The organism is Streptomyces sp. NPDC001373 (assembly GCF_042895815.1).
GTDB lineage: Bacteria > Actinomycetota > Actinomycetes > Streptomycetales > Streptomycetaceae > Streptomyces.
Genome location: NZ_JBIAWQ010000004.1, coordinates 71,989 through 89,497 on the forward strand (window position 1 = coordinate 71,989; position 17,509 = coordinate 89,497).

The window sequence follows — 17,509 nt, forward strand, 5'->3', positions numbered from 1 at the left end:
TGAGTTCACTCCAACGGGTGGTTTCCATGCGTGTATTCGATTTGTTGCGCCCCACACGGCACACGGGTTCCCGCACGCCTCGGCGCGGGGGACGCCACCAGCCCTTTTCGGACACTCACAACGACGGTCGGGGGCACCGGGTCACGCCCCGTCAACTCCGCACCCGCCCGGCCCGTCGGTGTCCGGTCCGCCGCGTCGGCCTCCGGTCCGGCCCGTCGGTGTCCGGTCCGGCTCAGGCGCGGACCGCCCCGTTCACCACCACCCGGTCCGGCCGCGCCAGCACCCGCACGTCCTCCCGCGGATCGGAGCCGTAGACCACCAGGTCGGCGGGCGCGCCCTCGGTCAGGCCGGGCCTGCCGAGCCACTCGCGGGCCCCCCAGGCCGTCGCCGAGAGGGCGTCGAGCGCCGGGATCCCGGCCTTCACGAGTTCCTGCACCTCGGCGGCGACCAGGCCGTGCGGCAGTGAACCGCCCGCGTCCGTACCGACGTACACCCCGACGCCCGCGTCCCAGGCCGCGCGGACGGTGTCGTAGCGCCGCTCGTGGAGCCGGCGCATATGGGCCGACCAGCGGGGGAACTTGGCCTCGCCGCCCGCCGCCAGCTTCGGGAAGGTCGCGATGTTGACGAGCGTGGGGACGATCGCGACACCGCGCTCGGCGAAGAGGGGGATGGTGTCCTCGGTCAGCCCGGTGGCGTGCTCGATGCAGTCGATGCCCGCCTCGACCAGGTCGCGCAGCGAGTCCTCCGCGAAGCAGTGCGCGGTGACCCGGGCGCCCAGCCGGTGCGCCTCGGCGATGGCCGCCTCCACCTCGGCGCGCGGCCAGCAGGCCGTCAGGTCCCCGGCCTCGCGGTCGATCCAGTCGCCGACGAGTTTGACCCAGCCGTCCCCGCGCCGGGCCTCGCGGGCCACGTACTCGACGAGCTGCGGCGGCTCGATCTCGTGCGCGTAGTTGCGGATGTAGCGGCGCGTGCGGGCGATGTGCCGGCCCGCCCGGATGATCTTCGGGAGATCCTCGCGGTCGTCGATCCAGCGGGTGTCGGAGGGGGAGCCCGCGTCACGGATCAGGAGGGTGCCCGCGTCCCGGTCGGTGAGGGCCTGGGCCTCGGCGGTCGCCGCGTCGACCGGCCCGTGGGCGTCGAGGCCGACGTGGCAGTGCGCGTCGACCAGCCCCGGCAGGGCCCAGCCGGTGACGGTGGTGGCCTCGCGGGCGGCGGCCGGCCGCTCGTAGGTGATCCGCCCGCCGACGACCCAGAGCTCGTCGCGGACCTCGTGGGGCCCGACGAGCACGCGTCCCTTCACATGGAGCACACCGCTGTGATCACTCATGTCCGCACTGTACGTGCGCGCTGGATAGGCTCGGCCGGTGACCCCGGACGAAGAGAGCACCGCCGTGACCCACCCCCTCCTGGACCTTCCGCCGCTGACCGCCGAGCGCTTCGCCGCCGTCGAGCGGGGCGTCGCACGGCTGCTGGACACCCGGCACGACGTGGTGATCACCCAGGGCGAGGCGCTGCTGCCGCTGGAGGGCTGCATCCGTTCCGGGGCCCGGCCGGGCTCGACGGCACTGAACATCGTCACGGGCCCGTACGGCACCACGTTCGGCAACTGGCTGCGGGACGCCGGGGCGGACGTGGTGGACCTGGCGGTGCCGTTCGACACGGCGGTGAGCGGCGAGCAGGTGGCCCGCGCGCTGGCGGAGCACCCGGAGATCGACTTCGTCTCGCTGGTGCACGCCGAGGCGGCCACCGGCAACACCAACCCGGTCGCGGAGATCGGCGAGGCCGTGCGGGACCACGGGGCGCTGTTCATGCTGGACGCGGTCGCCTCGGTGGGCGCGGAGCCGCTGCTGCCGGACGCGTGGGGCGTGGACCTGTGCGTGATCGGCGCGCAGAAGGCGATGGGCGGCCCGGCGGGGGTCTCGGCGGTGTCGGTGAGCGAGCGGGCGTGGGAGCGGTTCGCCGCCAACCCGGCCGCGCCCCGGCGCTCGTACCTCTCCCTCCTGGACTGGAAGGAGCGCTGGATCGACGGGGGCCGCACGACGCTGCTGCACGCCCCGGCGCAGCTGGAGATGCTGGCGCTGGAGGCCTGCCTGGACCGGCTCGCGGAGGAGGGGACGGCCGGTGTGCTCGGCCGGCACGCCGCCGCGGCCCGGGCCACCCGGGCGGGCGCGGCGGCGCTCGGCCTGGCCCCTTGGGTCGGGGACCCGGCGCAGGCCGCGCCGGTGGCGACCACGCTGCGGGTGCCGGACGCCTCGACGGTGGTGGCCAAGGCCCTGGCCGCCGACGGGACGGTCCCGCTGGCGGCGGGCGGCGGGGCGCTGGCGCAGGAGATGGTCCGGGTCAACCACTACGGCCCGGCGGCTTCGCCGGAGGCGGTCGCGGCGTCGCTGCGCGCCCTGGCATCGGCCCTGTCCGCGGATCCGCAGGCGGCGCTGGAGGCGGCCTCGGCGGCCTGGCGGTAGGGCCGCTCAGCCGGCCGGCACGTCCAGCGCGTCCAGCAGCCGGTCCACGTCCGCCTCGGTGTTGTAGAGGTGGAACGAGGCCCGCAGGGCTCCCCCGCGGGCGGAGGTGCGGATCCCGGCGGCTTCGAGGGCGGGCTGCCGGTGGGCCAGGCCGGGGACGGAGACGATCGCGCCGTCCCCGGGCACGGGCCGGTGGCCGAGGCGGTCGAGCCCGGTCCGGTAGCGGGCGGCCAGGGCGGTGTCGTGGGCGTGGACGGCCTCGACACCGACGCGCTCCAGCAGCGCCAGGGAGGGCTGCGCCGCGTAGTAGGGGAGGAAGGCCGCGGACTCGTCGAAGCGGCGCGCGTCGCGGGCCAGTTGCCGCATCGGTCCGTAGACCGCCTCCCACTTGGACTCGGCCGCCACCCAGCCCGCGTGCAGCGGGACCAGGCCCGGCTGGGCCTCATGCGAGACCGTCAGGTACGAGGCGCCGCGGCCGCCGAGCAGCCACTTGTAGCCACCGGTCACCGTGTACTCGTACGGCGAGGCGTCGAAGGGCAGCCAGCCGGCGGCCTGGGTGGCGTCCACGAGCATCCGCGCCCCGTGTGCGGCGGTCGCCGCGCGGACGCCGGGGAGGTCCGCCGTCCTGCCGTCGGCGGACTGCACGGCGCTCAGCGCGACCAGGGCGGTGTCGGGGCGGACGGCCTCGGCGAGGGATTCCAGCGGGACGAAGCGGACGTTGAGGCCGCCGCGCAGCACGAAGGGGTTCATGACGGAGGCGAAGTCCCCCTCGGGCACGAGGACCTCGGCCCCGTCGGGCAGGGAGGCCGCGATCAGGCCCACGTGGGTGGCGACGGACGAGCCGACGGCGACGCGCTCGGGGTCGACCGCGACCAGCCGGGCGAAGGAGGCCCGCACCCGCTCGACGAGGTCGAAGTCGCCGGCCCCGGCGGGGAGCCCGGCCCCCGCCGCCTCGGCCAGCTCCCGCACCGCGGCGACGGCGGACCGGGGGAGCACCCCGGCGCCGGCGGTGTCGAGGTAGGTGGTGGTGTGCGCGAACTCGGCGGCGCAGACCCGGGACACGTCGGAGAGCGGAAGATCCATGGCGTCCACTCTGGGCGAGGACCGTCTCAAAGTCCATTGCCGTGTTTTACCTACGATCCCCAAGTGATCCTTATGACGATGGACCAGGGAAGCCGGTCGGCGCCCGCGGACGGGAGGTACGCGGGCGCCCCGGACGGGGGCCGGCGGGTCAGGCCCGAGGGACGGCGCAGGCCCCGTCCGGTTCGCAGGCCTCGGCGTCGGCGGCCGGCTCGGGGAGCTCCCGCCCGGCCCAGGCCTGCTCCAGGGCCTGGGTGAACACTTCGGCGGGCTGGCCGCCGGAGATGCCGTAGCGGCGGTCGAGGACGAAGAACGGAACCGCGTTGGCGCCCAGTTCGGCCGCCTCGCGCTCGTCGGCCCGGACCTCGGCCGCGTAGGCGGAGTCGTCGGCGAGGACCGCGCGGGCCTCCGTCTCGTCCAGGCCGGCCTCCACCGCGAGGGCGAGCAGCACCTCGGCGTCGAAGACCGAGCGCTCCTCGGCGAAGTTGGCGCGGAAGGCGAGGTCGAGGAGCCGCTCCTGACGGCCGCGGGCGGCGGCCAGGTGCAGGAGCCGGTGGATGTCGAAGGTGTTGCCGTGGTCGCGGCCGTCGGTCCGGTATTCCAGCCCCTCGGCACGGGCGCTCGCGGCGACGTGCTCCTCCATGCCGCGCGCCTCGTCGAGGGTGCGGCCGTACTTGCGGGCGAGCATCTCCAGGACGGGCGCGGTGACGCCCTTGGCGCTGTGGGGGTCGAGCTCGAAGGAGCGGAAGACGACCTCCACCTCGTCGCGGTGCGCGAACTCGGCCAGTCCCTTGGTGAAGCGGGCCTTTCCGATGTAGCACCAGGGGCAGGCGATGTCGCTCCAGATCTCGACGCGCATGATCCTTCTTCTCTCCGGGATTCCGGGTGGGGGTCGGGGCGGGGTTTCGCGGGGCGAAACTGTTTGCGGTTCAACCATTCGCCGGAGCGTCTCATTCCCCGGACGCCTCCTCCACCTCCAGCCACAGGGTGCGGTGGGATCCGGCGGGGGTGGCGGAGGGGTCGGGGCGCCAGCCGTGCGCGGCGTAGAAGGCCTGGGCGCGGACGTTGTGCTCGAAGACCTCCAGGCGGACCCGTTCGACGCCGGCCCGGCGCCAGGCGGCGAGGCACGCGGCGTGCAGGGCGGCGCCGGTACCCCGGCGCCAGTGGGCGGGGTCCACGTGGAGCTGGGTGAGGGTGGTCTCGCCGTCGGCGGTGAGGAAGGCGGCCACCCCGGTGATCCGCCCGTCGCGTTCGGCGCAGAAGACCCGGCCCTCGGCCTCGGACCGGCCCACCGCGCGCGACCAGCCCTCGCGGCTGCGGGCCTGCTCGGCCTCGCCCGCGTAGGCCTGTTCGGGGACGCGGCCCCGGTAGTAGGTGGCGCGCGCCCGGGTGTGCAGGGCGGCGATGGCGTCCAGGTCTTCGGGGAGTGCGGTCCTGATCATGGGAAGGGGAACGCGCCGGGAACCCCGTCGGTTCCCGGCGCGCGACGGCCCTTCAGGCGGTGGCTACTTCTTCAGCCACGCCGCCATCATCTTCTGCGCGATGGGCGCGGCCAGCTTGCCGCCGCCGATCTCGGAGCGGTCGGTGTCCGAGTTCTCGATCATCACCGCCACCGCGATCTGCTTGCCGCCCGCCTTGCCGTACGAGGTGAACCAGGCGAGGGGTGGGATGTTGTTGTTCACGCCGCGCTGGGCGGTGCCCGTCTTGCCGCCCACCTCGGCGCCCGCCACCTGCGCGGGCTTGCCGCCGCCCTCGGTGGCCACGGTGCGCATGGCGTCCTGGAGCATCGAGGCGGTCCTGGCGCTCATGACCTGCTGGGTCTTCGGCTCCCTGAAGCTCTCCAGTACGGTGCCGCCCGAGTCGGTCACCTCCGAGACCATGTGCGGGGCGACGAGCTTGCCGCCGTTCTGGATGGCGGAGGTCACCATGGCCATCTGGAGCGGAGTGGCCTGGACGTCGAACTGGCCGATACCCGTCTGCGCGACCTGGTCGACGGACAGCTTCTTGGTCGGGTACTTGCTCGGCGGGTTGGTGCGGACCGGGGTGTCGATCTGCGTGTTGAAGCCGAGCTTCTCCGCCATGGCCCGCATCTTGTCCTGGCCGAGCTTGGAGGCCAGGTCCGCGAAGACGTTGTTGCAGGACAGCTTGAGGGCGGTACGGGCGGAGGCGTTGTTGCAGGCCTCGTCGCCCGCCTCGCTGGGCAGCTTCGTCCGGGTGCCGGGGATCGTGTAGTTGCCGGGGACCCCGGTCGGCTGGTCGATGCTGGTGACCAGCCCGTTCTCGATGGCCGCGGCCAGGGTGACCAGCTTGAAGGTGGAGCCGGGCGCCTGGGGCTTGCGCAGGGCCACGTTCTCCATGGCCTTGCCCTTGTCGGCGGAGAGCTCGTCCCAGGCGGCCTGGTCGCCGGCGCCCGAGATCCGGCCCGGGTCGTAGGAGGGGTTGTTGACGACGGCGAGGATCTCGCCGGTCGCCGGGTCGATGGCCACGGCGGCGCCCTGCTTGCCGCCGAGGGCGTCGTAGGCGGCCTTCTGCACGTCCTTGTCGATGGTGGTCAGGACGTTGCCCGGGTCGGCCCGCTTGTTGGTGAGGATGTCCATCGCCGTCTTCAGGCGGCTGTCCGAGCCGTTGAGCACGTTCTTGTAGACGCCCTCCAGCATGCTCGTGCCGAAGGCCTGGGAGCTGTAGCCGGTGATCGGCGCGTAGAGGGGTCCGTCGACGTAGGTGCGCTTGTACCCGAAGTCCTTGCCGGCCGTCTTGGTGGCCCCGGTGATCGCCGTTCCGCCCACGATGATGTTGCCCAGCGGGTTCTCGTACTGCCCGATGAGGTTGCGGCGGTTGTGCTCGTCGTCTGCGAGGGCCTGGCCTTGGTACGCCTGCACCCAGGTGACCCGCACCAAGAGGGCCAGCACCAGAAGCAGACAGAAGACCGACGCACGCCTGATCGTCTTGTTCATCCCCCAGAAGGACGTCCCGGGAGGCCCGGGCGTTCCGCTCTGCCCCGATTGTGGCGGGGTTCTCAGGCTTTCTTCATGAGGAAGCCCCCTTCGTAGGCCGCGATGACCGCCTGGGTGCGGTCGCGGGAGCCGGTCTTGGCGAGGATCCCGGCCACATGCGTCTTGACGGTCTGCGGGCCGACCCCGAGGTGCTCGCTGATCTCGTGGTTGGACAGGCCGGTGGCCATCAGGCGCAGGACGTCGGCCTCCCGGTCCGTGAGCCGGCCCGCCCAGGCCGGGGAGACGGGCCGGACGGCCGCGGTGTGGGCGGCGGCCAGGGTGCGCACGGCGGCCGGGAAGAGCAGGGAGTCCCCGCGGGCGACGAGCCGGACCGCGCCGATCAGCTCGTCCGGGTCGGCGCGCTTGAGGAGGAAGCCGGACGCGCCCGCCCGCAGCGCGTCGTAGACGTAGGCGTCGTTCTCGAAGGTGGTGACGACCACGATCCTGGGCGGGTCGGCCATGGTGGCGAGGATCTGCTCGGTGGCCCGGATGCCGTCGATCTCGGGCATCCGCACGTCCATCAGGACCACGTCGGGGGCCAGGGAGCGCACCAGGGGGACGGCCTCGGCGCCCGAGGCGGCCTCGCCGACGACCTCCAGGTCGGATTCGGCGTCGAGGATGACCCGCAGGGCGGTGCGGACCATCCGCTCGTCGTCGGCGACGACCACGCGCAGCGGCGGCCGGCTCATCGCACGCCTCCCCGGGCCGGGCCGGCACCGCCGCCGAGCGGCAGGACGGCCCGCAGCCGCCAGCACCCCGCGTGCGGTCCGGCCTCGACGTGGCCGCCGAGGAGGGCGGCCCGTTCGGCGGCGCCGCGCAACCCGCGGCCGCCGGTGGTGCGCGGTGCGGGCGCGTCGGGGGCGGGTGGGGACGCGGCGGGCGGATTGGTCATGGTGATCTCCAGTTCGCGGTGGCCGTCGGGCGTGTGAACGCGGATCAGCAGGGTGATGGGGCCGGTGCCGTGGCGCAGGGCGTTGCTCAGGCCCTCCTGGACGATCCGGTACGCCTCACGGGAGGCGATCGCCGGCAGCTGCGACCACTCCCCGGCCGGGCCCGGGTCCTGCTCGGCGGTGAGGACGGTGCCGCCGGCCCGGGTGCGGGCCAGCAGCCCGTCGAGGTCGCCGGCCAGGGTGGGTGCGGGCATGGCGTCGGCCCGGGCCGGGTCCCCGTCCCGCAGCAGGCCGAGGACCGCGTCGAGCTCGCCCACCGTGCGCCGGGTGGTGTCCTCGATCGCGGCGAGCGCCTCGCGGACGAACTCCGGGTCCCGGTCGAGCACCCGCCGGGCCGCCCCCGCCTGGAGGGTGACGGCGCTCAGCGCGTGCCCCACGGCGTCGTGCAGCTCCCGGGCCAGCCGGTTGCGGACGGCGAGGTCGGCGGCCCGTTCCTCTGCGGCGGCCAGCCGGTCCGCCGCGGTCGGCCCGAGGAGTACGGGTGCGAGCCGGGCCAGCAGCGCCCCCGCGCCGGCGCAGGCGGCGGCGAGCGCGAGCAGGAGCCCGACACCGATCGGGGGCGAGACGTAGGGCTCCGCCTCGGCGCTGAACCAGCCCGCCCCCCGCACCGAGGCGCGCAGGGCCCCGGAGAACGGCATGACGACCAGCACCACCCCCAGGGGCGGTACGGCCAGGCTCATCCCGCTGATCAGCGCCCCGATGCCCAGGTGCAGGGTCCACCAGGCCGAGGCCCGCCAGCGGGCCCCCCAGGACCGGGCCGGGCCGTCCGCCAGCCGGTCCCCCGGCACCCCGGTCATGACCCGCGCGGCCATGACCGACAGCGGCCGGACCAGCCCGAACAGGCCGGTCACCGCGATCAGGGGCAGGGAGGCCGCGTAGGAGAGCAGGGTCAGCGGGAGGGAGGCGAACGCGTTGACCCCGCCGGCCGCCGCGCCCACCACGACCTGGGTGAGCATGAGGTACGGCATGAGCAGGGCCCCGCCGAGTATCAGATGCACCCACCGCAGCCGGGCCCGCGCCCCCAGCAGCAGCCCGGGCCACCGCCTCACCGCCGCCGCCCCGGACGCCCGGCCCCCGCCGAAGCCGCTCGCACCCACGGTCGTCCCCTCCTGGTCCACGCCTCTCCCCGGCCGGCTCCCGCCCGATCGGTTCCGCCCGCCCCCGCCGGACTCCCGGCCGCGCCGGACTCCCGACCGGCCGGATCCCTTACGCCCTCCCCCGGGTCAGCCCTCCCTCCGGGCGTGGAGGTAGCGCAGGAGCACCGCCCCGGCCAGCAGTCCGGTGATCATCTGGCCAGCGTAGGCCAACAGGAGGGCGGTGGTGGAGAGTTCCTCCTCGCCGAGGTTCACCCCCAGGGCCGCGGTCAGCATCCACGCCCCCCAGCCCAGCGCCGCCGACGAGCCGATCCAGGTCAGGGCCAGCGGCCACCGGGCCGGGCGCGCCCCGCCCCGGGCCAGCACCAGCGCCCCGGCCGCGGCGGCGAGGGCGCATATCGCGTGCGCCCCGGACACCACACCGGTCTCCGCCGAGTGCGCCGCCGCCATCTCCGCGGACAGCCCAGCGGTCCCGCCGAAGGCCCAGTACCCGTGCGCCGCGGCGACCGCGGCGCCGGCCGTCGCGGCGGCTCCCGCCACCACCCCCGTGGGGGACGGGAGCCTCCGCCCGAGCGCCCCCTGCCAGCGCCGGCCCCAGCGACGGCGCGCGTAGGGGACGAACAGTCCGGCGAGGGCGATCGCCTGGATGATGAAGCCGCCGTAGACGACGGCGAACACCCAGGGATCGAGGAAGGGCACCCGGGCCGCCCGGGCCGCCTCGCCGGCCCCCAGGCCCAGGGCCTTGACGAGCAGCTGGGCCGGGTACCCGAGGACGATCGGGGTGAGCAGCCCGGTGGCGACGAACACCGGCAGGGTCAGCAGCCGTCCGGGCACCCGCGCGCCCCAGGGTCGGGTGAGCACCAGCACGAGCAGGATCACGCAGGCGTCCATGGCGAGCGTGACCGCGTTGCCCACGGCCAGGGTCGTCCCGCCCTTCAGCAGGATGCTGTCCGCCGGTATCCCGATCCGGCTCCCCGCCAGCCAGGCCGCCTTGAGGGTCAGGTACGGCAGGGTGGCGGCCAGGGCGGCCGCCCGCAGGATCCGCAGCCGGGTCCCCGGGGCGGGGGCCGGCGGCCGGGTGGTGCCCGTCGTGTGCGTCGCGTGGACGGCTCGTGTGCTCATGCCCCCACGGTCCCGTCCCCCGGCTCCCGCCACCTCCCCCGCGAAGGTGAACCGCCTCCCCCGCCCGGGGGAGGAACCCGCGCGTCCGGCGCCTCACATGCGACGCGTCACCACGGACAGCCGGTCCCTCGCCTCGAACAGCGCGGCCTTGATCGTGCGCTCGTGCTCCTCCGTCAGCCGGGCCACCGGCACGGAGCAGCTCACCGCGTCCCGGGCCGGCGTCCGGTACGGGACGGCCACCCCGAAGCAGCGCAGGCCGAGCGTGTTCTCCTCCCGGTCCACCGCGTAGCCCTGTTCCCTGACCAGGGCCAGCTCCTCCACCAGCTCCTCCCGGTCGGTGATGGTGTGCTCCGTGACGGCCTCCAGCCGCCGCGGCAGCAACCGGCGCACCTCCTCGTCGGTGTGGGTGGCCAGCAGCGCCTTGCCGAGGGCGGTCGAGTGGACGGGCAGCCGCCGCCCGACCCGGGTGAAGGGGCGCAGGTAGTGCCGGGACGGCCGGGTGGCCAGGTAGACGACGCTCGTCCCGTCGAGCCGGGCGAGGTGGATGGTCTCGGTGGTGTCGTCGGAGAGCCGGTCCAGGCTGGGGCGGGCCGCCGCGACCACCTCGTCCCCGTCGATGTACGAGCTGCCGACGAGCAGGGCCCGTACGCCGATGCCATAGCGGGTGCCGGTGGCGTCCGTCTCCACCCAGCCCAGGTTCACCAGGGTGCGCAGCAGCATGTAGAGGCTGGACTTGGGCAGGGCGAGGTCGTTCTGGATGTCGGCGAGGCTGTGCAGTCCCGGGTGCGCCGCGAAGTGCTCCAGGAGCAGGACCGTGCGCACGGCCGACTTCACCGGCGGCGCCGCCGTGGGGAGTCCCGGCTCGACCGGTGCGGGAGGGCCGTCCGTCCCGGCTGTCTCGGCTGTCGTCATGCGCCTGCTTCCCCTCTGCTCGGCTCTGTCGCCTCTTGTCACCCGGTGGACGCGGAACCTAGAGTCCGCAACAGAAGTGATCATTCAGCGACCGGAACGGCGTTCAGAATACTGAACGATCCGAGGAGGAGCGGGCCATGACGGCGAATCCAGTCTGGAGTGTGGACCCCCGCACCGGGAAGCGGCGCGAACGGGTTGCGGTGGAAGCCACGGCCCCGGACGTGGACCGGGCCGTACGGGCGGCCCACGCCGCGCGCGCCGCCCTGGCCGGCCCGGCCGCCCGCGCCGCCTTCCTGCGGGCCGCCGCCGGACTGCTCGACGAGGCCGCCGCGCGGATCGTGGAGAGCGCCGACGCCGAGACGGCGCTGGGCGGCACCCGGCTCACCGGCGAGCTCGCCCGCACCACCGGCCAGCTGCGGGCCTTCGCCGACGTGGTCGAGGAGGGCGCCTACCTCGACGTCCGGATCGACCGGGCCGACCCCTCCCTCACCCCGCCGCGCCCCGAGCTGCGCCGCTACAAGGTGCCACTGGGCGTGGTCGCCGTCTACGCCGCCTCCAACTTCCCGCTGGCCTTCTCCGTGCCCGGCGGGGACACCGCCAGCGCCCTCGCCGCCGGCTGCCCGGTGGTGGTCAAGGCGCACCCGGACCACCCGGCCGTCTCCGAGCTGTGCGGCGGGCTGCTGCGGCGGGCGGCCGTGGCGAGCGGGCTGCCGGCGGACGTGGTGACGGTGGTCCACGGGTTCGACGCCGGCCTGGAGCTGATCCGCCACCCGCTGGTCCGCGCCGCCGGGTTCACCGGTTCCATCCGGGGCGGCCGGGCTTTGTTCGACGCGGCCGCCGCCCGTCCCGTGCCCATCCCCTTCCACGGCGAGCTGGGCTCCCTCAACCCCGTCGTGGTCACCCCCGCGGCGGCCGCCGAGCGCGCCGAGGAGATCGGCTCCGGACTCGCCGCCTCAGTGACCCTCGGCGTGGGCCAGTTCTGCGTGAAGCCCGGCCTGGTCCTGGTGCCCGAGGGCGCCGACGGCGATCTCCTCACCGCCGCGCTCGCCAGGCAGCTCCGGGAGGCCGGGCCGGGCGTGCTGCTCGACCACCGGATGCGGGAGAACTTCGTCGCCGGGGTCGGTGAGCGGGCCGCCCTCCCGGGGGTCACCGCCCCGGTCGCCGCCGGCCCCGCCGGGGAGCACACGGTCGGCGCGGGCTACCTGGGCGTCGCGGCGGCCCGCCTGCTGGAAGGCGGGCCGTACGGGCTGCTCCTGGAGGAGTGCTTCGGACCGGTGACCGTCGTCGTCCGCTACTCGGGCCCGGACGAGGCCGCCGCGGTGCTGGACCTGCTCGGCGGGAACCTGAGCGCGACCCTCCAGCTCTCGCGGGCCGAGACCGAGGGCGCCCCGGGCCCGGCCGCCGCACTGATCGCACAGGTCACCGGACTGGCGGGGCGGATCGTGGTGAACGGCTGGCCCACCGGGGTCGCCGTCGCCCCGGCCCAGCACCACGGCGGCCCCTACCCGGCCGCCACCTCCCACTCCACCTCCGTCGGCGGCACGGCGATCGAACGCTGGCTGCGCCCGGTGGCCTACCAGTCGGTGCCGGACGCGCTGCTCCCGCCGGAGCTGCGCGAGGACAACCCGCTGGACCTCCCGCGCCGGGTCACCGGCGGCTGAGCCGCGCCCGGGGAGCGGGGCGCCCGTCATCGCGTCGCCGCCCCGCTCCCCGGCCGGGCAGGCTGCGCCCCATGGGCCGGGCACACGGATTCCCGTACGGGGTACAGGCCGACGGCACGGTCGTCATCACGCACCGGGGCCGCACCGTGGGCACCCTGCGGGGCGGGCGGGCCGAGAAGTTCCCCGCCGAGGCGGAATCCGGCGACGCGCAGCCGGTGACGGCCCGCTGGAACGGCTCCTACAGGTTCGGCAACGAGCACACGGCCCGCGACCACCCCGCAACCGGCGCTGAAATCCCGCCAGGGTAAGGGAACGGCAAAGCGGTGCCGGTCGTTCTCCCGGCATGACCGCTATGACCCCTGGTTCCAACCTGCCGCTCGACACCACCCGCGTGACGGTGGACGTGGCCGCCCCGGTACGGCTCGACGTGTCGGGCCTGCTGCTCGCGGCGGACGGCAAGGTGCGCTCCGACGCCGACTTCATCTTCTACAACCAGCCCTCCGGGCCCGGTGTCAGCCACCGGTCCGGCGGCGGGACGGCGCCGGACTCGATCACCGTGGACACCGGGGCGCTGCCGCCCGGCATCGAGCGGATCGTGGTCACGGCCAGCCCCGACGCCGCGGGGCAGACCTTCCAGGGCATCGAGCCCACCGCCACCGTGCGGGACGCCGCCGGCGGCGCCGTGATCGCCACCTTCACCCCGCCCCGCCTCGGGCCGGAGACGGCCCTCGTGGTCGTCGAGGTCTACCTGCGGGGCGGGGTGTGGAAGGTGCGCGCGGTCGGCCAGGGGTACGCCAACGGGCTCGCGGGCATCGCCACCGACTTCGGGGTCTCCGTGGACGAGGAGCCGGCCGCGCCCGCGACGGCCGCACCGCCGGCTCCGGCCGTCGCCGCCCCGCCCATGCCCCCGGCGCCCCCGGCCGCACCCGCCGCTCCCCCGGCCCCGGGGAAGATCAACCTCGACAAGGGCCGGGTCAGCCTCCGGAAGAACCAGACCGTCTCCCTCGTCAAGGGCGGCCGCCCTCTGCTCTCGCAGGTCAAGATGGGCCTCGGCTGGGAGCCCGCGTTCGGGGGCCGCGACATCGACCTCGACGCGTCCGTCATCGCCTACGGACCGCAGCGCAACTTCGTCGACAGCTGCTACTTCGGCAAGCTGTCCATCCTCAACGGCTCGATCAAGCACTCGGGCGACAACCTGACCGGTGAGGGCGCCGGGGACGACGAGGTGATCGTCGTGGACCTCGGCCGGCTGCCCGCCGAGGTCACGGGCCTGGTCTTCACCGTCAACTCCTTCTCCGGCCAGAAGTTCACCGAGGTCGCCAAGGCCTACTGCCGGCTCATCGACGCGGCGAGCGACGAGGAGCTGGTGCGCTTCGACCTCACCGGCGCCGAGCCCCAGACCGGCGTGATGATGGCCAAGCTGATCAAGCAGTTCTCCGGCGAATGGGAGATGACGGCCATGGGCGACTTTGTGAAGTCCCGCACAGTGCGCGGCATGGTCCAGCCGGCCTCCCAGGCACTCTGAGCAGGTGGGCGGGCATATGCGGCCGCGGATCACCCGGGCCGGGGCGGCCCGGGTGATCGATGCCACGCGTAATCCGGAGGTGGCTGTCCGTGCTCGCCCGTAGCCTGGGAACCATGCAGACTTCACTCCAGCCCGCGGGTCCCGCGCGCCCGTCCGCCGCCGAGGCGAACGAGGCGATACGGCTCCTCGTCGAGACCTGGGCGGACGGGGAGTGGCCCTCGGAGGCCTACGAGTTCCTCCTGGAGGAGTGGGCCGCGGCCTCCCGCGCGGAGATGGCCGCGGCCCGGTAGGCCCTGCCGTGGGCCCCCTCGTGGGCACCGTCAGCGCGGGGAGCGCCGCCACGGGCCGGTGATCGCCAGCATGATCCCCGGCTCCTGGATGTTGGCGTACAGGGTGCGCCCGTCCGGGGAGAAGCACACCCCGGTGAACTCCGAGTACTCCGGCTTCTCGGGCGTTCCGATGTTCAGCTCGTTGCGCGCCAGCGGGTAGACGCGCCCGGACTCGGTGGCTCCGAGCAGGTGCTGGAACCCGTTGCCGTCCTCGGCGATGACCAGGCCCCCGTACGGGGACACGGTGATGTTGTCCGGGCCGTCGTAGCCGCCCTCGGCGTCGGGGTCGGCGTTGACCCCGATGAGGACGACGAGCCGGATCGTGCGCCGCTTGGGGTCGTAGAACCACACCTGCCCGTCGTGCGCGGCGCCCGGGCTCTCCTCACGGGCGTACGAGGAGACGAAGTAGGCGCCCCCGTCGGCCCACCACATGCCCTCCAGCTTGCGCGCCCGGGTCACGGCGCCGGACGCGAACTGCTTGCGCACGGACAGGCTCCGCGCGTCGCGGTCGGTCACCTCCACCCAGTCGACCCCGTAGACCGTCCCGGTCTTCGTGGCGCGCGACAGGTCGTCCACGAACTGCCCGGCCTTGTCGAAGCACTTGGCGGCCGCCAGCACCCCGGCGTCGGCGGCGAGGGTGCGCAGCGCGCCGCGCCCGTGCCGGAAACCCTGCGGCGGGGTCCAGCGGTAGAGCAGCCCGTTGGGGCCCGAGGCGTCCTCGGTCAGGTAGGCATGGCCCTGGCGCGGGTCGATGACGACGGCCTCGTGGGCGTACCGCCCGAAGGCCTTGACGGGCCGCGGGTCGCGGTTGGCCCGGCGGTCGTGGGGGTCCACCTCGAAGACGTAGCCGTGGTCCTTGGTCATACCGTTCTTGCCGGCGAGGTCCTCGGTCTCCTCGCAGGTCAGCCAGGTGCCCCACGGGGTGGCGCCGCCCGCGCAGTTGGTCGATGTGCCGGCGACGCCCACCCATTCGGCGACCTCGCCGCCGCGCCGGACCTCGACGACGGTGCAACCGCCGGACGCGGCGGGGTCGTAGACGAGTCCCTCGGTCAGCGGGACGGGGTGCGCCCAGTTGGCCCGCGGCCCCTTCAGCTCGTGGTTGTTGACGAGGAGGGTGACGCCGCGGGGACCCTCGAAGGCGGCCGTGCCGTCGTGGTGGGAGGGGGTGCTCTCGCCCGAGTCGAGGGTGGTGACACCGCTGCGGGTGATCACCCGGTAGGAGAATCCGGCGGGCAGGGCGAGCAGCCCGTCCGGGTCGGGCAGGAGGGGGCCGTAGCCGGGGGCGTGCGGGCGGCCGTGCCCCTCCGCCGCCCCGGCCGCGCCGGACCCCGGGTCGTCGGCGGCCAGGGCCCCGGGGGCGGTGGCGAGGGCACCGACCGTTCCGGTGAGGGCCACGCCCGCACCGGCGAGGGCGGTGCGGGCGGTGAAGTCTCTGCGGCTGAGGGGCATCGGGTCTCCTGGGGTGGGGAGGGTGCTGCGCCTGACATACGGTCGTCGGCGCACACGCTCCCGGCCGTAGGTGAACGGCGGCTGAACCACCCGCGAACGCGGACCGGCCCCTTGCCGCCGGGCGGAATGGCTAACTCCGGGCGCGGACAAGGCCTGTTGCGGCCCCTTCCGCGGAACCGGGCGGCCTGGGTCAGGACTGCCGGGAACGGGCCTTGAACGCGGCCTTCCGGGCCTCCTTCGCGGCCTTCTTGTCCGGGTGCATCCGGCCCATGGCCTCCAGCACGAGGGCCGTCGCCGGGTGCTCGACCCGCCACACCTGGTCGAAGAAGCCCGTGTGGTGCTCCGTCAGGCTCCGCATGAGCAGCGGCAGCTCCTCGGTCTCCCCGTCCGCCGCGAGCTGCGCCGCGATGGTGTCCACCGTCAGCCAGAACACCATCGCGCCGTCCGGGGCCGGTACGTCCGCCGCCCCGTGCTCCGCCAGCCAGACCCGGGCCAGCCCGCCCAGCTGCGGGTCGTCCAGGACAGCCCGCACCGCCGGCTCGGCCTCCGGGCCGGCGGGGGTCAGAGCCTGCTGGCAGCGCAGCCGGCGCAGCGGCGCGGCCTCGTCGTCGCCGCGGGCCGCGGCCAGCAGCTCGGCGACGGCGGCGGGCAGGTCCCGGCCGGCCAGCCACTGCTCGATCTCGGCCTGCGCGGCGTCCTCCGGGTAGAAGGAGACGGCGTCGAGCAGCGCGTCCGCGCCCTTGCCGGCCAGCTCGCCGACGGCGGGAGCCTCCACCCCGGCCTCCAGCATGCGGGCGCGGACGCCGTACAGGCCGAGCGGGGTGAGCCGGACCATCCCGTACCGGGTGATGTCCTCGTCGTCCTCCGCCTGCCCCGGGCCGCCGGCGACGGCGTCCGCGTCGACGGGCTCCTCGGCCTCCGCCATCAGCGCCTCGTCGACGGGGTGGTAGTCGACGAGACCGATCGGCTCCAGCTGCCGGAACTGGTCGTCGAGGCGCATCATCGCGTCCGAGACCTGTTCCAGCACGGCGTCGGACGGGTCGCCCATGTCGTCCGACATGATCATCGACGCGGCGAGCACGGGCAGCGGCACCCGGCCGTCGCCGGGCGCGCCCCCGGAGACGCTGAGCAGGTAGAGGTTGGCGAGCACCCCGTCGAGGAAGTCCGCCTCGCGCTGCGGGTTCCAGTCGAGCCGGTCGAAGTCGATCTCGCCGCCCGCGTCGAGGGCGTCGACGAGGTCGTCCAGGTCGGGCACGGCCGCGTCGGCGAGGACGGCGTCCAGGGCCGCCAGCCACAGGTCGAGGACGTCGGAGGGCGCCCCTGCGGCCAGCAGGGGGAGGTCCTCGCCGGGCGCGGCGGTGCCGTACTCGGGCTCGGCGCCGTCCGCGCCGTCGCCGCTGTCCTCCTCCGGCTCCGTCACGTCGACCAGACCGGTGTCCACGGCCACCCGCCAGGCCTGGCTCGCGTGGACCGGCGCGTCCTCGTCAGCGGGGTCGAGGCCGAGCACCTCGGCCGCCGCCGGCAGCTGGTCGGCGACGAGTTCGCCGCCGACGTCGACGCGGGTGTCGGGTCCGGCCCAGCGGGCGAGGCGTACGGCGCGGGCGAACAGCGGGGCGACGAGGGCGTCGCGGGCCAGCTCCGCATCGGAGTGCAGCCGTACCGGCGGCAGCGTGGAGTGCGGCTCTGCGGACATGGGGTGGTTCTCCTCGGACGGGCGCGCGGGACGGCGGGGAATCAGGACGGATCGGGACGCATCTGGACGGGCGAAGGCGGTCGCGACGGTCGCGGAGGGACCGTCAGACCTGGTGCGGCGACCCAGAGTAGACGCATTCGGCGCACCTGCGGCGGAGCGGAACCGTCAGTTCATCCCACAGTCAGCTGTCGTATTTCCTGGAGACCTTGACAACTTCGCTGGTCACACAGGACATTGAC

15 protein-coding genes and 1 pseudogene are annotated in these 17,509 nt (G+C 74.7%); 5 read left to right on the plus strand and 11 right to left on the minus strand.

Translation table 11 applies throughout. The annotated features are described in order from the left end of the window. Positions 1 to 232: 232 nt before the first annotated feature. Positions 233 to 1,327 carry an amidohydrolase family protein gene (locus ACFY15_RS11295; protein ID WP_390685889.1) on the minus strand — a complete coding sequence of 365 codons (1,095 nt, stop codon included), beginning with the start codon at positions 1,325 to 1,327 and terminating at the stop codon, positions 233 to 235. A 64-nt stretch (positions 1,328 to 1,391) separates the two neighbouring features. On the opposite strand from ACFY15_RS11295, the gene ACFY15_RS11300 reads away from it, so the two are divergent. Continuing rightward, positions 1,392 to 2,462, plus strand: a complete 1,071-nt coding sequence (locus ACFY15_RS11300; RefSeq protein WP_390825520.1) for a pyridoxal-phosphate-dependent aminotransferase family protein — start codon at positions 1,392 to 1,394, stop codon at positions 2,460 to 2,462. Between the two features lie 6 nt (positions 2,463 to 2,468). Here ACFY15_RS11300 and ACFY15_RS11305 read toward each other — a convergent pair whose 3' ends face one another. The 8 genes and pseudogenes from ACFY15_RS11305 to ACFY15_RS11340 all read right to left on the minus strand — a co-directional run bounded on the left by ACFY15_RS11305 (position 2,469) and on the right by ACFY15_RS11340 (position 10,613). Next, positions 2,469 to 3,545, minus strand: a complete 1,077-nt coding sequence (locus ACFY15_RS11305; RefSeq protein WP_390825399.1) for an aminotransferase class V-fold PLP-dependent enzyme — start codon at positions 3,543 to 3,545, stop codon at positions 2,469 to 2,471. Positions 3,546 to 3,693: 148 nt separating this feature from the next. Continuing rightward, positions 3,694 to 4,401, minus strand: coding sequence for a DsbA family oxidoreductase (locus ACFY15_RS11310; RefSeq protein ID WP_390685887.1), 708 nt, complete (start codon positions 4,399 to 4,401; stop codon positions 3,694 to 3,696). 91 nt (positions 4,402 to 4,492) lie between these two features. Further along, positions 4,493 to 5,026 (minus strand): annotated as a pseudogene (locus ACFY15_RS11315) (GNAT family N-acetyltransferase); the annotation flags it as partial. Between the two features lie 21 nt (positions 5,027 to 5,047). Further along, positions 5,048 to 6,496: a peptidoglycan D,D-transpeptidase FtsI family protein gene (locus tag ACFY15_RS11320; RefSeq protein ID WP_390825400.1), complete on the minus strand. Its 1,449-nt coding sequence runs from the start codon at positions 6,494 to 6,496 to the stop codon at positions 5,048 to 5,050. Positions 6,497 to 6,558: 62 nt separating this feature from the next. After that, a complete protein-coding gene (locus ACFY15_RS11325) occupies positions 6,559 to 7,224 on the minus strand; it encodes a response regulator (protein ID WP_390685885.1) in 666 nt (221 codons plus the stop codon). Then, positions 7,221 to 8,534 carry a sensor histidine kinase gene (locus ACFY15_RS11330; protein ID WP_390685969.1) on the minus strand — a complete coding sequence of 438 codons (1,314 nt, stop codon included), beginning with the start codon at positions 8,532 to 8,534 and terminating at the stop codon, positions 7,221 to 7,223. Before ACFY15_RS11330 ends, ACFY15_RS11325 begins: the two co-directional genes overlap by 4 nt. 174 nt (positions 8,535 to 8,708) lie before the next feature. Continuing rightward, complete coding sequence (locus tag ACFY15_RS11335) at positions 8,709 to 9,701, minus strand: hypothetical protein (protein WP_390685884.1); 993 nt, start codon at positions 9,699 to 9,701, stop codon at positions 8,709 to 8,711. A 93-nt stretch (positions 9,702 to 9,794) separates the two neighbouring features. Then, the gene (locus ACFY15_RS11340; RefSeq protein ID WP_390685883.1) at positions 9,795 to 10,613 is read right to left on the minus strand and encodes an IclR family transcriptional regulator; all 819 of its coding nucleotides are present in this window, start codon (positions 10,611 to 10,613) and stop codon (positions 9,795 to 9,797) included. Positions 10,614 to 10,750: 137 nt separating this feature from the next. On the opposite strand from ACFY15_RS11340, the gene ACFY15_RS11345 reads away from it, so the two are divergent. The 4 genes from ACFY15_RS11345 to ACFY15_RS11360 all read left to right on the plus strand — a co-directional run bounded on the left by ACFY15_RS11345 (position 10,751) and on the right by ACFY15_RS11360 (position 14,089). Further along, a complete protein-coding gene (locus ACFY15_RS11345) occupies positions 10,751 to 12,274 on the plus strand; it encodes an aldehyde dehydrogenase (NADP(+)) (protein ID WP_390685882.1) in 1,524 nt (507 codons plus the stop codon). A gap of 71 nt (positions 12,275 to 12,345) precedes the next feature. Beyond that, complete coding sequence (locus ACFY15_RS11350; RefSeq protein ID WP_390685881.1) at positions 12,346 to 12,582, plus strand: hypothetical protein; 237 nt, start codon at positions 12,346 to 12,348, stop codon at positions 12,580 to 12,582. A 44-nt stretch (positions 12,583 to 12,626) separates the two neighbouring features. Further along, positions 12,627 to 13,799, plus strand: a complete 1,173-nt coding sequence (locus ACFY15_RS11355) for a TerD family protein (RefSeq protein WP_390685968.1) — start codon at positions 12,627 to 12,629, stop codon at positions 13,797 to 13,799. 113 nt (positions 13,800 to 13,912) lie between these two features. Further along, on the plus strand, positions 13,913 to 14,089 hold the full coding sequence (locus ACFY15_RS11360) for a hypothetical protein (RefSeq protein ID WP_366451244.1): 177 nt from the start codon (positions 13,913 to 13,915) through the stop codon (positions 14,087 to 14,089). Between the two features lie 30 nt (positions 14,090 to 14,119). Here ACFY15_RS11360 and ACFY15_RS11365 read toward each other — a convergent pair whose 3' ends face one another. Continuing rightward, a complete protein-coding gene (locus ACFY15_RS11365; RefSeq protein WP_390685880.1) occupies positions 14,120 to 15,577 on the minus strand; it encodes an alkaline phosphatase PhoX in 1,458 nt (485 codons plus the stop codon). A gap of 190 nt (positions 15,578 to 15,767) precedes the next feature. Next, entirely contained in the window at positions 15,768 to 17,270 is a 1,503-nt protein-coding gene (locus ACFY15_RS11370) for a hypothetical protein (protein ID WP_390685879.1), read from the minus strand. Between the last annotated feature and the right edge of the window lie 239 nt (positions 17,271 to 17,509).